Below are 14,704 nucleotides of genomic sequence, written 5' to 3' on the forward strand. Positions count from 1 at the left end.
CGATCAGTCCTCTGACCAGGGCGGTAGCGGAGGTAGCGGAAGTAGCGGACCTGACAGGAAGGGGGCCACCGCCCCCACAAGCCTGCCGAGGAGGCACCGCCATATGAGCACCGCCACTCAAGCCATCGAACCCCTTCTCTACACCCCCGAGGAAGCGGCTGAGGCTCTGCGCTACGGCCGATCGACCGTCTACGAGCTGATGGCCGCCGGAGTCCTGAAGTACGTCAAGGAAGGCCGCTCCCGCCGCATACGCCGAAGCGACCTTGAGGCCTACGTAAACAGCCTCGAACCGCTGCCCAACTGACCCAAGCTCAACCGAGGTGGCCCCGGACGTGATCCGGGGCCACCTCTCGTATGGAGGAGTACATGAGCCCCCGCAATCCGAACATGGAATCGTCCGTCTACGAGGGCAGTGACGGTTGGTGGCACGGCCGCGTCACGATGGGCGTCAAGGACGACGGCAGTCCGGACCGTCGCCACCGAAGGGCCAAGACCGAAGCCGAAGTACGCCGCAAGGTGCGCGAGTTGGAGAACCTCCGCGACAAGGGCCGTGCTCCCAAGGCCGGACGCAAGCCGACGGTGGCGGCATGGATGGAGACGTACCTCACCGACATCGCGAGCCTGAAGCTCAAGCCGCGGTCACTGGATGACTACTGGTCCAAGACCCGCAACGACATCATCCCCGGCATCGGCAAGCACCGGCTCGACAAACTCCAGCCGGAGCACCTGGAACGGATGTACCGCGCCATGCTCGACGAGGGGCACGCCCCTTCTCACGTGCTCAAGGTGCACCGCATTCTGTCGCGGGCCCTGAAGATTGCCCACCGCCGCCGGATCATCGGGGAGAACGTCGCCACGCTCGTGGACCCGCCGACCGTCGACGAGACTGAGGCGAACCCCTTCACGACCGACGAAGCGAAAGCCTTCCTGAAGGCTGCGGCCAAGCGCCCCACGTTCATGCGATGGTGCGTCGGCGTCGGGATGGGCTTCCGGCAGGGGGAGACGTTGGGCCTGCGGTGGCCGTACGTAGACCTCGAAAACGAGCTGTTCCACCCTCAGTGGCAGCTTCAACGGCTCACCTGGCGCCACGGCTGCAAGGACCCGCACGCCTGCGGTGACCGCCTCCACCGCTTCGAGCCATGCCCGCCGGACTGCAAGACGCACAAGAACTACAAGCGCGGCTGCCCCAAGCCGTGCACGAAGGCCTGCACGAAGCACGCCAGCGCGTGCCCGGATCGCAAGGGCGGTGGACTGGTCTTCACCCGCCCCAAGACCAAGAAGAGCACCAACCCCGTGCCGATTCCGCCGCCGTTCATCCCCTACCTGCGCGCGCACAAGACTCAACAGGAGGACATGAGGACAGCCGCAGGTGACGAGTGGCAGGACCACAAGGCGGTATTCACGCGGCCGGACGGTCGACCGCTGGACCCCCGAGCCGACTGGGAGGAGTTCAAGGACCTGCTCGCAGAGGCAGGCATAGACGACCGCCGCCTGTACGACGGCAGCCGACACACGGCAGGCACGATCCTCAACGAGCTGGGTGTGGACATGCCCACCATCATGGAGATCCTCCGGCACACCCAGATCAGCCAGACCCGCCGGTACGTGAAGGGAAGATCTCACCTCTCCAAGGATGCAATGCGCCGCATGGGAGACGCCTTCATGCCCCAGCCAGAACCCGCAAGTGAGACCAAAACTGAGACCGCGGACAACAGGGCAGCACGCGCGCGCCGTCGCCGCCGCGTCCGCTAAACGAAAAGCCCAGCTCAGACACTGTCTGGGCTGGGCTCGAGTGGAGCCCCCTGTCGGATTCGAACCGACGACCTACGCATTACAAGTGCGTTGCTCTGGCCAGCTGAGCTAAGGAGGCCTGCACGACGTGCCACGTGCGCGCCCGTGCAGTGTACCCACGTCACAGCAGGGTCCTGTCGAAGATTTTCGCGAAGTTCACAGTCCCCCGACTACTGACAGATCAGGCAAACGCCAGGTACCGTCCTGACCCAGTCCGCCCTGTGTGGACTGAACCACAACACCACAACGGAATCACCCGTAGTGGCACCACCTTCCACAACGGATCGTCCGGCACGTTCCTGCCGGTAGAAGGGGGCCCATCACCATGGCCACTGTCTCGTTCGACAAGGCGACCCGGATTTACCCGGGTTCCGAGAAGCCCGCCGTCGATGGTCTCGACATCGAGATCGAGGACGGCGAATTCCTTGTTCTGGTCGGTCCGTCCGGCTGCGGCAAGTCCACCTCGCTCCGGATGCTCGCGGGGCTCGAGGACGTGAACGCCGGCTCCATCCGCATCGGTGACCGTGACGTCACGCATCTGCCGCCGAAGGACCGGGACATCGCCATGGTGTTCCAGAACTACGCGCTGTACCCGCACATGACGGTCGCCGACAACATGGGCTTCGCGCTCAAGATCGCGGGTGTCAACAAGGCCGAGATCCGCCAGAAGGTGGAGGACGCGGCGAAGATCCTCGACCTCACCGACTACCTGGCGCGCAAGCCGAAGGCGCTCTCCGGTGGTCAGCGGCAGCGTGTGGCGATGGGTCGTGCCATCGTGCGTGAGCCGCAGGTGTTCCTCATGGACGAGCCGCTGTCGAACCTCGACGCCAAGCTGCGTGTGTCGACGCGTACGCAGATCGCGAGCCTGCAGCGCCGCCTGGGCATCACCACCGTGTACGTCACCCACGACCAGGTCGAGGCCATGACGATGGGCGACCGGGTGGCCGTACTGAAGGACGGTCTGCTCCAGCAGGTCGACTCGCCGCGCAACATGTACGACCGGCCGGCGAACCTGTTCGTCGCCGGGTTCATCGGCTCGCCGGCCATGAACCTGGTCGAGGTGCCGATCACGGACGGCGGCGTGAAGTTCGGCAACAGCGTGGTGCCGGTCAACCGGGAGGCCCTCTCGGCCGCCTCGGACCGCGGCGACCGCACCGTCACGGTCGGCGTCCGCCCGGAGCACTTCGACATCGTCGAGCAGAACGGCGGCGCCGCGAAGGCCCTGACCAAGGAGACCGAGGACGCCCCGGCGGGCCTCGCCGTCTCGGTGAACGTGGTCGAGGAGCTGGGCGCCGACGGTTACGTGTACGGCAGCGCCAAGGTCGGCGAAGAGCTCAAGGACCTGGTCGTCCGCGTCAGCGGCCGCGCGGTCCCGGAGAAGGGCGCCACGCTGCACGTCGTGCCGCGGCCGGGCGAGACCCACGTGTTCTCGACGTCCACGGGTGAGCGTCTCTCCGACTGAGGCTCCGGACTGAGGCACCCACAACAGAAGGCGCCCGTACCGGGTGAATTCGCCCACGTTGACGGAAGGGGCCCCGCAGCTTGCTGCGGGGCCCCTTTTTGCCGGTTTTCAGCCGGTCTTCCGTTGTCGACAAATACCCCGGCACACCGGTCATTTCGACCCGCGTACGTCAACTTCCCGCCCGAGTTTGAGCATTGGCCGTCGCTCGAACTGATTACCAAATGTCGCCAAATCATCACTCCGCGCTACCCTCACTCGCGTGAAGCACTCCACTAACCCCTCGACCAGTCCCTCGAAGCGGCACGGCCGTCGCCCCGCCGACCGCCCGACGCGGCACAGCCGCGGTCCGGCCCACCGGATCGGCCGTAGTCTCGCCCTCGTTCTGCCCGTCGTCCTGGTGCTCTCCGGGACACTCGCGGTCGCCACGGTCCCGTGGTCGAGGAGCGGCTCCTCCTCGGCCTCGGTGCTCGCCGCCTCCGCCGAGAAGGCGTCCTCGCGCTCCGCCTCCCGCGCCCCGCAGGACATGCTGCGCGACCAGCTCCTGCTCGAGTTGCAGGAGAAGGACGCGGGGGTGGCGCTCACGCATCTCCAGGAGGCGGTGAACGGCCGCCCGTCGCTCGCCAGGCACTGCGCCTCCATCGCCCGCGCGCTGGGCCGTGCCGCCGTCGCCAAGTACGGCCCGTCCCGCGCCCAGTCGTTCTCACGCCCCGTCTGCGACACGTCCTTCGCCACGGGCGTCGCCGGCGCCGGCGGCCAGGGCTGAAGGGCGGCCGGCTGACGGGCCGTAAGACACGGCCCGACGGCCGACGACACAAGCCCAGGCACAAGCCCACGCGCAAAGCCCCCGCAAAGCCCCCGCAAAGCCCCCGCACAACCCCCGAGCAAGCCCCGTACAAGCCCCGAGCGGGGCGCGACGTACAGTGCCGTTCATGAAGCATCCGAACGCCGCGTCGCGCCCCGTTCAAGCCGTTGTCCTGGCCGGTGGTCAGGGCTCGCGGCTGCGTCCCTACACCGACGACCGGCCCAAGCCGATGGTCGAGATCCCCGGCACGGGGACTCCGATCATCGGCCATCAGCTGGGCTGGCTCGCCGAGGAGGGCGTGACGGACGTGGTCGTCTCGTGCGGCCATCTCGCCGAGGTCCTCCAGCAGTGGCTGGAGTCGTCCGACCTCCCCGTCCGCGTCACCACCGTGGTCGAGAAGGAGCCCCTGGGCCGCGGCGGCGGCCTCAAGTTCGCCGCGCAGCATCTGCCGCACCCCGGCCAGCCGTGGTACGCGACGAACGGTGACATCTGGACCCGTTTCTCGCTGCGCGACATGGCGGACTTCCACACCGAGCGCGACGCGGTGGCGACCCTCGCCCTGGCCCGCCCCCGCATCCCGTGGGGCGCCGTCGAGACCGACAACTTCGGTCACATCACGGACTTCGTCGAGTCCCCGCCGACGTCGTACGAGGTCAATGCGGGCGTCTACGTCTTCTCCCCCGAGTTCACCGACATGCTGCCCGACCTCGGCGACCACGAGCGCACCACGTTCCCGCGCCTGGCCCGCGAGCGCCGCCTGTTCGGCTGCCCGCTCCCCCAGGGCGCGTACTGGCGCGCCATCGACACCGCGAAGGACCTCACGGAGGCGGCGAAGGAGCTGGCGGCACTGGGGCGTTGAGCGTCTCTGGAACTCTGTGTGTGCCTGAGTAACTCAGGCTTTTCGGGCGCGGCGTGGCCGTGTGGGGTCGCCCTCGGGGGGTCCGAACCTCGGGGTGAGGGGGTGGACCTCGGTGGCGTGCACGTGGTGGAAGCCGGTCCGCTGGGTGGCGCGGGTGCGCCGCCGGCAGGTTCCGCGGGGGAGCCGCACCCGCCCGCTCGGAGCAGGCTCCGGCCGGTGGGGGGCGGGTACTCCATGACCTGGCACCCGCCCCGGGAAGGGGGCTGGTGTCTGGGTGTCATGCCCCGCCGGACGCTTGACCACCCGGGTGGGGGTGGTGGCGGGGACCGTACGCACTTCGGGCATACGGCGGGAAGTCGATGACCGGCCGGCCGGGGAGGGCCGGGCCGGAGTGGGGCGGCGCTTGCCCGGGGTGGTCTTCGGCCCGGGCGGCCGGGGCGGTGCGGCCGCCTGTTGGCGGGCGCGGCGCAGCCGGCGGGTGGTCTTCTTCGGTCGGCGCAGGCAGGTGACGGTGCCCTCGACGGTGGTGCGGATGGTGCGGGTGCCGGTGGTGCGGTCGGTGCTGGTGTGGGTCTGGGCGAGCAGGCCGCGGGAGACGATCCGGCGGGCGGCCGCGTGGTCCCGGTCCAGCGACAGGCCACAGCTGGGGCAGTGGGCCCAGGTCCAGCCGCGCTCGGCAAGCCGGTCCGGCGCCGGGTGATGGCCCAGCGGCCCCAGGCATTGCGGGCAGCGTGCGGAGGTGCCCCGGGCGGGGACGGTGACCACGGTGATGCCCGCCGTGGCGGCCAGGTGCCGGATCGCCTCGGCGAGGGTGCCGCGGACCTGCCCGGACAGCCGGGCGTTGCCGCGCCGTTTGCCGCGGGCCTCCAGGGTGGCCAGGTCCTCCAGGTAGATGACGCTGGCGCCGAGTGCGAGGCTCTGGTCGATGGCCCAGCGGGCCGCCGCCCAGGCCAGCGCGTCGTTGAGGTGGCGGATGCGGGCGCACACCCGCGCGTGCTCCACTTCCAGCACTGCGGCCCGCCGGTGCAGGTCGTCCCAGGCCAGCAGGGGGGCACCGAGAGGTTCCGCGAGGGCGCGGTAGTGGTCGCGTCGGGCGGCGAGGTGTTCGCGGTGGCCGCGCAGCCGGTGCAGTTTCGCGCTGATGGCGGTGGCGTCGAAGAGCAGAGGGCGGCCGTCGGTGACCACCCGCCGGGCAGTTTTGGGGCCGGTCAGACGGCCCACCGTTCCGGTCAGCAGGGTGTTTACACCCCAGTCGAAGCCGACCGCCACGGTGTGCCCGGACGCCTTGGTGGCCGGGGCGGGCCGGGAGTGCGGCAGGTCCACCGCGATCCGCCCACCGCGGGTGGGGCGCGGGGTCGGGGTGTGCAGCACCGTCTCCGGGCCGACGGTGGCGGGCAGCCGCAGGTCGATCACATGCCAGGCCCACTCCCGCCCCGAGCCGGGGGCCGGGCACAGCGGGAGCTTCACCCGCAGCCGGGCCAGCCCCGCATCCACCCGCTGCAGGGTGACCTGCTGGCGGTCCGTCGCCGCCAGCAGCACCTGCGCGGCGATCTGGGGCGGCTCCTCCAGCTCGCACAGCCCGGCGGGCAGGCGCCCGTGCTCGGCCACATAGGCGCGGACCTGCCGGGTGCGGTTGCGGATCTCCGCATGGCCGACCCCGCTCGGCAGCAGCGCCTGCAACGCCTCCCACTCCGCCTGGGTGCGCCGGTGGGGGTCGGCGGGCCAGGTGGCCAGCACCGCCGCCACCACAGTGCGCCGATGCAGCGCCAGCCGCAGGGTGCGCGCCGCGTACTCCTCCGCACCCCGCCGCACCCGGTCCGACACATACACCCCCTCGGCGAAACTCGCCGTGTGCTGCCAGTTGAGGCGGCGCAGCGCCATCCAGCCCTTGGACGGCAACGGCTCACCCCGCCCGTCGACCCCGGCGGCCAGCACCTCCAGCGAACCCTCGTCCCACCGGGAAGCCACCAGGGCCCGGGTCAGCTCGCGGCTCAACTGGGCGAGAAAACCCACCCGCTCGTACAGCACCGCTTGACCGACCCGCTCGCCGCTGCCCTCGACCACGCCACCGAAGGCGGTACACGGCGCCGTCGCCATCAACCGGCCCACACCCACCACCCCCCTGCTCGGTCCCGAATCGGGCACATCCGTGCACCCGATCGGCCTAACGACCGACCCCCGCACAAAGACACGGCAGCCGACCGGCACCGCCCGAATCGCACAGGAAAACGCAGCAAAACCGCCAACAGTTGAAGACCCTCACGGCTGTCCGTACATGAGCCGTACGCACGTCATTTGTACGTACGTCAATGGGGCCCCGCACTCGTGAGAACTTCACGCGTGCGGGGCCCCAACTGCGTACCGGCGAAGGGCCGTTGTCCGGAACCGTTACCCGAGCAGACCGCCCACCAGGCTGCCCTCGTCCGAGCCGCCGCCGGAACCGCCGGAGCCGCCACCCGAGCCGTCGCCCGAGTCATTGCCGCCGCCGGTGCCTCCGGGGGACCCCGTTCCGCCCGTGCCGGCGCCGCCCGAAGAGGACGGGCCCGCGCTCGTGCTGGGCGCCTCGGCGGGTGGTGCCGTCTGCTGGGCGGGCGGGACCTGGCCGGTGCCCTGGGTTTCGCTGGGCTGTCCGGCGCCCTCGGTGGCGGACTCGCGGGAGGCGCCGGGGGTGTTCTTGTCGCCCTTCTCGGAGGGGCTGGCCGAAGTCGCGCCCTGGGTGGGCGAGTTGCCGGCCGAGGGGCTTTCCGAGCGGCGGTCGTCGCCGGACTCCTCGGGGAGCGGGGAGCCGGGGAGTTCGTTGCGCGGGGCCTCGCCGGGGCCGGGGACGACCACGCGGTCGGCGTCGCGGACGGCGCCGCCGAGCATGGAGCCGACGAGCAGGGTGAGCCCGACGACGAGGGTACTGATGAGGGCGCCGCGGCGCAGGACGTAACGGCGCAGCTCCCAGATGTGCGCGCGGGGCCCGAGCCTGCGCCAGGCGCCGCCCGCGAGGCGGCCGTCGATGGAGTAGACGGGGGCGCCCGCGATGATCAGCGGGATCCAGGCGGCGAGGTAGATGACGTCGGTCACGTCATAGGCGGGGACGCTCTTCCAGCTGACGGTGACCAGGAGCGCGGCCGCCATCAGCGCACCGACGGCGGCCGCGGCCCGCTGCCACAGGCCGAAGACGGTGAGGACGCCGACGATCACCTGGAAGAAGGCGATGAGGAGTCCGGAGCCGACGGGGTGTTCGAGGGCGAACTGCCTTAGTGGCTCGGCGACTTCCCAGGGTTGGAGGGTGTTGAGCCACTTGACCATGGAGCCGCGCTTGCCGCCGTCGAAGTAGTGCGGGTCGCAGAGCTTGCCCATGCCTGCGTAGAGGGAGATAAAGCCGAGGATGAGGCGCAGCGGGAGCAGGACGACGCCGAGGTTCATCCGGCGGCCGGGGTAGTACGCGTGCCGTACCGGGTCGGCGTGGCGTCCGCGCTGGATGTCCTCGCCGGTCTCGTCGTCGTACGGGTCGGCCTCGTACTCGCCCTCGTCGTACGGGTGTTGGCCGTACTCCTCGTCCGCGCTGCCCGAGGTGCGCATCTGCGGAAGGATCGGGGTCTGCGGCGTCTGGGGGGCGCGGGGGCCGCCGATGGTGGGGGTCGCGACGGTGGCGTCGGGATCCGCATCGGTGTCGGTGTCGTAGCCGCCGTATGCGCCATAGCCGCCGTATCCGGCGCCGCGGTAGCCGTTGCCGTTACCGCCGTATCCGCTGTCGCCGTATCCGTCGACGTCGTGGTCGATGCGCGGGATGACCTGGGTCGCGCCGGCGTCGCCCGTCGGTTCCTGGGCGCCGTGGTGCACGGTGGTGCTCCGCGCGGCCTGCAGCAGGCGGGTGGCGCCGGTGTCGTCGGGTGCAGACCGCCCGCTCCAGACGACGGGGGCGCGGCGGCGGGTGCCGGGGGTGCCGGTCGCGGGCCTGCGTGCGGGGTCGGCGGAGCTCAGGTGGCGTGCTACGCGCGGGGACTGCGTACGGGAGCCGGTGCCCAGCTGCACGCGGAAGCTCGCATGATTGACGATGACCTGCGCCGGATCGCTCGGCACCTTCACCATGCTCAGCGCGGGAGCGTCGTCGAAGCCCGACGTGCGGTCCCCCGTGGGTGTGCGGGGTGTTCTGGTGTCCACACTCATCTAACCGAGTGACGTGTCGTTAGGACACTGCCTTGACCGTCCCGATCTGTCCGGACTCCGTCAAGATCACCCCGCGCACCGTCAGGCGCGCCGTCGAGCCGCCTCGTAGAGCACGACTCCGGCCGCCACACCCGCGTTCAGCGACTCGGCACCGCCCGGCATCGGGATCCGTACGCGGTAGTCGCAGGTCTCGCCGACCAGCCGGGACAGGCCCTTGCCCTCGCTGCCGACGACGATGACGACGGGTCCTTCGAGCGCCTCCAGTTCCCCGATCTCGGCGTCGCCGTCGGCGGCCAGGCCGACGACGATGATGCCGGCCTTCTTGTACGCCTCCAGGGCGCGCGTCAGGTTGGTGGCGCGGGCGACGGGCGTACGGGCGGCGGTGCCCGCGGAGGTCTTCCAGGCGCCGGCGGTCATGCCGGCGGCGCGGCGCTCGGGGACGACGACGCCGTGGCCGCCGAAGGCGGAGACGGAGCGGACGACGGCGCCGAGGTTGCGCGGGTCGGTGACGCCGTCGAGCGCGACGATCAGCGGGTCCTCGCCCGCGTCGTACGCGGCGGCGGCGAGGTCCTCGGGGTGCGCGTACTCGTACGGCGGGATCTGCAGGACGAGGCCCTGGTGGTTGAGGCCGTTGGTCATGCGGTCGAGTTCGGGGCGGGGGGCTTCCATGAGGTGGATGCCGCCGCGCTCGCCGGCGAGCTGGAGCGCCTCGCGGACCCGCTCGTCGTTGTCGATGAACTGCTGCACGTAGAGCATGGTCGCGGGCACGCCCTCGCGCAGCGCCTCGACGACGGGGTTGCGGCCGACGACGAGTTCGGAGGTGGACTTGCCGCCGCGGCCCCTGGGGGCGGGACGGCGGGCGGTCTGCTTCGCCTGGGCGGCGGCGATGCGGTTCTTCTTGTGCCCCTTGCGCATCTCGGCGGGCGGGGTGGGGCCCTTGCCTTCCAGGCCCCGGCGTCGCTGGCCGCCGCTGCCGACCTGCGCGCCCTTCTTGCCGGACATGCGGCGGTTGTTTGCGGCCATGACCTACCTGTCTCTGTGTGAATGCGTGCGTGTGTACGTCTCTGAATGCGCTGTGCGTCTATGAAGTGTGCCGCCCGGAAGGCCGGGCGGCACAATCGATCAAGGATTCCGCCGCGGGATCAGCGCGGGCCGAGCGTCCAGCGAGGTCCTTGAGGGCTGTCTTCGATGACGAGCCCGGACTGGCTCAGCTGGTCGCGGATGGCGTCGGCGGTGGTCCAGTCCTTGCGGGCCCGGGCCGCCTCACGCTGCTCGAGGACCAGGCGTACGAGGCTGTCGACGACCCCGTGCAGGTCCTGGCCCTGGTCGCTCCCGCCGGCCCACTGCGGGTCGAGCGGGTCGAGACCGAGAACGCCGAGCATGGCCCTGACCTCGGCGAGCCGGGCGACGGCAGCGTCCTTGTCATCGGCGGCGAGCGCACTGTTGCCCTGCCGGACGGTGGTGTGCACGACGGCGAGGGCCCCTGGCACTCCCAGGTCGTCGTCCATGGCCTCGGCGAAGGCGGGCGGCACATCGGCCGCGGGCTCGACCGGCCCCGCCATGTCCACCACCCGCTGGATGAAGCCCTCGATCCGCGCGAACGCCGACTCGGCCTCGCGCAGGGCCTCTTCGCTGTACTCGATGGTGGAGCGGTAGTGCGGGGTGCCCAGGTAGTAGCGCAGCACGATGGGCCGCCACTGCTTGACCATCTCGCTGACGAGCACGGAGTTGCCGAGCGACTTCGACATCTTCTCGCCGCTCATGGTGACCCAGGCGTTGTGCACCCAGTACTTGGCGAACTCGTCCCCGAAGCCCCTGGCCTGGGCGATCTCATTCTCGTGGTGCGGGAAGATGAGATCGATCCCGCCGCCGTGGATGTCGAAGGCGGACCCCAGGTACTTGTGCGCCATGGCACTGCACTCCAGGTGCCAGCCCGGACGCCCCCGTCCCCAAGGCGTCTCCCAACTCGGCTCGCCCGGCTTGGCGGCCTTCCACATGGCGAAGTCGCGCGGATCCCGCTTCCCGGTCTCGCCCTCCTCGGAGGGCTGGCGAAGCTCGTCCAGGTCCTGATTGGACAGGGAGAGATAGCCGGGCAGGGAGCGCACGTCGAAGTAGACGTTGCCGTCGGCCTCGTAACCATGCCCGCGCTCGATGAGCGTGCGCATCATCTCGACCATCTCGGTGATGTGGCCGGTGGCGCGGGGTTCGTACGTGGGCGGCAGGCAGCCGAGGGCTTCGTAGCCGTCGTTGAACGCCCGCTCGTTCTCGTAACCGATGGACCACCAGGGCCGGTTCTGCTCCGCGGCCTTCTTGATGATCTTGTCGTCGATGTCCGTGACGTTGCGGATGAACGTCACGTCGTAGCCGCGGTACGCGAACCAGCGACGCAGGATGTCGAAGTTCAGATTCGACCTGACATGCCCGATGTGCGGCGCGGCCTGCACGGTGGCACCACACAGGTAGATCGAGACACAGCCCGCAGAGAGCGGGACGAAGTCACGAATCTGCCGGGCGCTGGTGTCGTACAGGCGAATAGTCACGGGTCCAAGGGTAGTGGGTGCCGCTACGGGGTTTGAGCGGTTGGCTCCGTTGTGACTGACGGCTCCGGGAGCGCCCCTTCAGGGGCGCGGGGAACTGCGCGAGCAACTACAACGAACCCGCAGCCGCGACACGAGGTATCACCCCACCCCGGTAGGCGTCCCACCCACCCCCGAACCTACACACCCGCGGTAGGCGCCCCACCCGCCGGAGGCAGCGGGGCCTGGGGGCGCAGCCCCCAGTTTCGGGAAGGGGCGGGACTGGGGAAAGAAACCGCCCACATCAGCCCGTACGCACGACCAACGCCGTAGCCACCGCCATCAACCCCTCCCCCCGCCCCGGAAACCCCAGCCCATCCGTAGTGGCGCCCGAAACCGAAACGGGCGCCCCCACCGCCCCGGACAACAACTCCTGCGCCTCATCCCGCCGCTTCCCGATCTTGGGCCGAGGCCCAACAACCTGAACGGCAACGTTCCCGATGACGAACCCAGCGTCACGCACGATTCGAGCCGCCTCGGCAAGCAACGTAACCCCGGACGCCCCGGCCCACTCGGGCCGCCCCGTCCCGAAATGAGCCCCAAGATCACCAAGCCCGGCAGCAGAGAACAACGCATTACAGGCGGCATGCGCGACGACATCCGCGTCGGAATGCCCGGCAAGCCCCGCCCCCTCGCCCTCCCACTTGAGCCCGGCACACCACAACTCCCGCCCCTCCTCAAAGGCGTGAATATCGGTACCGATCCCCACCTGCGGCAACACGAACGGCAGCGACGCCTCAGAACCCATCCTTGGCCCTCCGCCGCGCAAGGACCGCCTCGGCCAGCACCAGATCAAGCGGCCGCGTCACCTTGAACGCCTCCTCATGCCCCGGCACGACCACAACGGGCTTGCCCAACTGCTCGACCATGCTCGCGTCGTCGGTGACCCCGTCCGTGACGGTCTCGTGGGCGTGCAGCAGGGTGTCCCGGTCAAAGCCTTGCGGAGTCTGTACGGCCCGCAACCGCCCCCGCTCGGGAGTGGCGACGACCGGCTCGGGCGACCCGTCGGTCCGCGGCTCGACTTCCTTGACGGTGTCCGCAAGCGGCAGCGCGGGTACGACGGCGGGGGCCCCGTCCCGTACCGCCTCGATGACCGCGTCGACGGTGTCGACGGGAACGAGCGGCCGGGCCGCGTCGTGCACGAGCACGATGTCGATGCCGGGCGGCAGCACATCGAGGCCGAGCTTCACGGACTCCTGCCGACTCTCGCCACCGGGCACGACGAGGAAGTCGGTGCGCTCGGGCAGCGAATGCGAGCCCAGGAGCGACTTGACCTCGGCGGCCCCGTCGGGCGGCGCCACGACGACGACCAGCTGGACGGCACGCGATGCGGCCATGGCGCGTACCGCGTGAATGAGCATGGGAGTGCCGTTCAGCGCCCGTAGCGCTTTGGGAGCGCCAGGGCCGAGGCGCACGCCTCGGCCTGCGGCCGGAATCACGGCCGCGGTACCGGCCCCGGAACGGCGTGAATCGTCAGACATCGGTTCCTGTCGGGTGTGTGTACGTACGGGTGTGTACGGGATTGTGTACGGCCAGGTCCTGCCGGTTGTGCACCGGCCCGGTCTCGCCGGTTGTGCACGGCCAGGTCCGGTCGTCGGCCCGGCGTCAATCGCTCGTCGATCCGGCGTCCGCCGGACGTCAATCCGGCGCCCGCGAACGCCGCCCGGCACGCACCGGTTTGACCCGCCGGTTGACGTCGGTTTGACGACCGGGCCCGTATGGGTATGGCCTCAGCGTGCCGGGCGCGACGCCTTGACCGGGGACCCTTCCGTGACATCCGGTCGAGCCAGCTGCCCGGGCCCGGCACGCCAAGTATCGGCGGCCGGAAATTCATTACCCAGTCGCTCACGTACGGTCGTACGGTGTTCTGGGTGCGAGCATGCCGCAGCGCCCGGCGACAGAACTTACGTCATCGGGCACCGCGGCATTTCAATTGCGTACGCCGGACCGCTCGTATCGCCTCTGGTCGGGAAGCGATCAGAGAGTGACGGGCGTCAGGACGCGAGGACCTCGTCGAGCAGGGCCTCGGCCTTGTCCTCGTTCGTGTTCTCCGCGAGGGCGAGCTCGCTCACCAGGATCTGCCGAGCCTTGGCGAGCATGCGCTTCTCGCCGGCGGAGAGTCCACGCTCGCGCTCACGACGCCACAGGTCACGGACGACTTCCGCAACCTTGATGACATCACCGGAGGCGAGCTTCTCGAGATTTGCCTTGTAACGACGCGACCAGTTCGTGGGCTCCTCGGCATACGGCGCGCGCAGCACTTCGAAGACCCGGTCCAGCCCGTCCTGACCGACCACATCACGCACGCCGACGAACTCCGCATTGTCCGCTGGCACACGCACCGTCAGGTCGCCCTGGGCGACCTTCAGCACCAAGTAGGTCTTGTCCACGCCTTTGATCTGACGAGTTTCGATGGCCTCGATCAGCGCGGCCCCGTGATGGGGATAGACCACGGTGTCGCCAACCTTGAACGTCATGTGACAGGTACCCCTTCCGTGGCTATCCAGAGTAACACGAGAACCGCATCTTCTGAATGGCGTTTTCGCAGGTCAGGGCACATCTCGGGGCTTGACAACAGCGACAGGAACGTGCTTCGAGGGGGCGCGACAAGGGGGTATTCGCAGGTCGGAGCCGTTCCTCGAGGGGCGCGAAACCCGCCCGTTACAAGCCTTCGAAGGCTTACTCACGTGGCCGAACGTCCAGATTTGTCGGGTTCCAGAGGTGGGGCTTGGGCTACTCCGTTCGGTGATCGGGGGCGGGTACGAGACGATTCCGGAATTGATCACGCCATGCCGAAGATCAATTCTCTTGCGGATCTCTTGCGTAGTCCTGATCGCATTCCTTATGGGAAATGTTGTCAACGTGGCTCGGATCTACTTGTGTGCTCTTTGTGTACGTCGGGACATGAGGTGCGCTCTGCGCGGCGACCTCAAGAACACGCCACGATGCGACGGTCGCGGCGACCCCCGAGAGTGCCCGTAGAGGCGGGTCGGGTGCGGGAGCCCGGGGGCGGCTCGGTAACCTGAGGCCGCTGACCGACCTCAGTGCGGCTTTAC

Annotated in this window: 12 protein-coding genes and 1 tRNA gene; 5 read left to right on the forward strand and 8 right to left on the reverse strand. The window is 69.7% G+C overall.

Annotated features, from left to right (window positions below; translation table 11 throughout):
• The first annotated feature begins 103 nt into the window (after positions 1–103).
• Both OHT21_RS20815 and OHT21_RS20820 read left to right on the forward strand, forming a co-directional pair.
• Positions 104–304 (forward strand): helix-turn-helix domain-containing protein, encoded by a 201-nt coding sequence (locus tag OHT21_RS20815; RefSeq protein WP_328769868.1) that lies wholly within the window; start codon positions 104–106, stop codon positions 302–304.
• A 62-nt stretch (positions 305–366) separates the two neighbouring features.
• On the forward strand, positions 367–1,752 hold the full coding sequence (locus OHT21_RS20820) for a tyrosine-type recombinase/integrase (protein WP_328769869.1): 1,386 nt from the start codon (positions 367–369) through the stop codon (positions 1,750–1,752).
• Between the two features lie 41 nt (positions 1,753–1,793).
• Here OHT21_RS20820 and OHT21_RS20825 read toward each other — a convergent pair.
• Positions 1,794–1,870: transfer RNA gene (locus OHT21_RS20825), tRNA-Thr, on the reverse strand.
• 246 nt (positions 1,871–2,116) lie between these two features.
• Between OHT21_RS20825 and OHT21_RS20830 the strand changes: the two genes are divergently transcribed.
• The 3 genes from OHT21_RS20830 (at position 2,117) to OHT21_RS20840 (ending at position 4,914) form a co-directional block, all read left to right on the forward strand.
• Positions 2,117–3,253: an ABC transporter ATP-binding protein gene (locus tag OHT21_RS20830; RefSeq protein WP_328769870.1), complete on the forward strand. Its 1,137-nt coding sequence runs from the start codon at positions 2,117–2,119 to the stop codon at positions 3,251–3,253.
• A 259-nt stretch (positions 3,254–3,512) separates the two neighbouring features.
• Positions 3,513–4,016: a hypothetical protein gene (locus tag OHT21_RS20835; RefSeq protein ID WP_443050405.1), complete on the forward strand. Its 504-nt coding sequence runs from the start codon at positions 3,513–3,515 to the stop codon at positions 4,014–4,016.
• 166 nt (positions 4,017–4,182) lie between these two features.
• Entirely contained in the window at positions 4,183–4,914 is a 732-nt protein-coding gene (locus OHT21_RS20840; protein WP_328769871.1) for a nucleotidyltransferase family protein, read from the forward strand.
• A gap of 33 nt (positions 4,915–4,947) precedes the next feature.
• Here the strand turns inward: OHT21_RS20840 and OHT21_RS20845 are convergent, their stop codons facing one another.
• The 7 genes from OHT21_RS20845 to OHT21_RS20875 form a co-directional block, all read right to left on the reverse strand.
• Positions 4,948–7,011, reverse strand: coding sequence for a zinc ribbon domain-containing protein (locus OHT21_RS20845; protein WP_328769872.1), 2,064 nt, complete (start codon positions 7,009–7,011; stop codon positions 4,948–4,950).
• Between the two features lie 291 nt (positions 7,012–7,302).
• Positions 7,303–9,072, reverse strand: a complete 1,770-nt coding sequence (locus OHT21_RS20850) for a DoxX family protein (RefSeq protein ID WP_328769873.1) — start codon at positions 9,070–9,072, stop codon at positions 7,303–7,305.
• An 81-nt stretch (positions 9,073–9,153) separates the two neighbouring features.
• Positions 9,154–10,095: a 23S rRNA (guanosine(2251)-2'-O)-methyltransferase RlmB gene (gene rlmB / locus OHT21_RS20855; protein ID WP_328769874.1), complete on the reverse strand. Its 942-nt coding sequence runs from the start codon at positions 10,093–10,095 to the stop codon at positions 9,154–9,156.
• Between the two features lie 119 nt (positions 10,096–10,214).
• Positions 10,215–11,612: a cysteine--tRNA ligase gene (gene cysS / locus OHT21_RS20860; RefSeq protein ID WP_328769875.1), complete on the reverse strand. Its 1,398-nt coding sequence runs from the start codon at positions 11,610–11,612 to the stop codon at positions 10,215–10,217.
• A gap of 280 nt (positions 11,613–11,892) precedes the next feature.
• A complete protein-coding gene (gene ispF / locus OHT21_RS20865) occupies positions 11,893–12,396 on the reverse strand; it encodes a 2-C-methyl-D-erythritol 2,4-cyclodiphosphate synthase (protein ID WP_328769876.1) in 504 nt (167 codons plus the stop codon).
• On the reverse strand, positions 12,386–13,129 hold the full coding sequence (ispD, locus tag OHT21_RS20870; RefSeq protein WP_328769877.1) for a 2-C-methyl-D-erythritol 4-phosphate cytidylyltransferase: 744 nt from the start codon (positions 13,127–13,129) through the stop codon (positions 12,386–12,388). The genes ispF and ispD overlap by 11 nt, the downstream gene beginning before the upstream one ends.
• A 513-nt stretch (positions 13,130–13,642) precedes the next feature.
• On the reverse strand, positions 13,643–14,125 hold the full coding sequence (locus OHT21_RS20875) for a CarD family transcriptional regulator (protein WP_003953493.1): 483 nt from the start codon (positions 14,123–14,125) through the stop codon (positions 13,643–13,645).
• Positions 14,126–14,704: the final 579 nt, after the last annotated feature.

It is taken from the genome of Streptomyces sp. NBC_00286 (assembly GCF_036173125.1).
In the GTDB taxonomy this organism is placed as follows: Bacteria; Actinomycetota; Actinomycetes; order Streptomycetales; family Streptomycetaceae; genus Streptomyces.

What these genes read in the sequence shown, in the direction of transcription:
- OHT21_RS20845 (WP_328769872.1), bottom strand. Translation starts at nt 7,011, where the DNA reads ATGGCGACGGCGCCGTGTACCGCCTTCGGTGGCGTGGTCGAGGGCAGC.
- rlmB (WP_328769874.1), bottom strand. Translation starts at nt 10,095, where the DNA reads ATGGCCGCAAACAACCGCCGCATGTCCGGCAAGAAGGGCGCGCAGGTC.
- OHT21_RS20850 (WP_328769873.1), bottom strand. Translation starts at nt 9,072, where the DNA reads ATGAGTGTGGACACCAGAACACCCCGCACACCCACGGGGGACCGCACG.
- OHT21_RS20820 (WP_328769869.1), top strand. Translation starts at nt 367, where the DNA reads ATGAGCCCCCGCAATCCGAACATGGAATCGTCCGTCTACGAGGGCAGT.
- OHT21_RS20830 (WP_328769870.1), top strand. Translation starts at nt 2,117, where the DNA reads ATGGCCACTGTCTCGTTCGACAAGGCGACCCGGATTTACCCGGGTTCC.
- OHT21_RS20875 (WP_003953493.1), bottom strand. Translation starts at nt 14,125, where the DNA reads ATGACGTTCAAGGTTGGCGACACCGTGGTCTATCCCCATCACGGGGCC.
- OHT21_RS20815 (WP_328769868.1), top strand. Translation starts at nt 104, where the DNA reads ATGAGCACCGCCACTCAAGCCATCGAACCCCTTCTCTACACCCCCGAG.
- ispD (WP_328769877.1), bottom strand. Translation starts at nt 13,129, where the DNA reads ATGTCTGACGATTCACGCCGTTCCGGGGCCGGTACCGCGGCCGTGATT.
- ispF (WP_328769876.1), bottom strand. Translation starts at nt 12,396, where the DNA reads ATGGGTTCTGAGGCGTCGCTGCCGTTCGTGTTGCCGCAGGTGGGGATC.
- OHT21_RS20840 (WP_328769871.1), top strand. Translation starts at nt 4,183, where the DNA reads ATGAAGCATCCGAACGCCGCGTCGCGCCCCGTTCAAGCCGTTGTCCTG.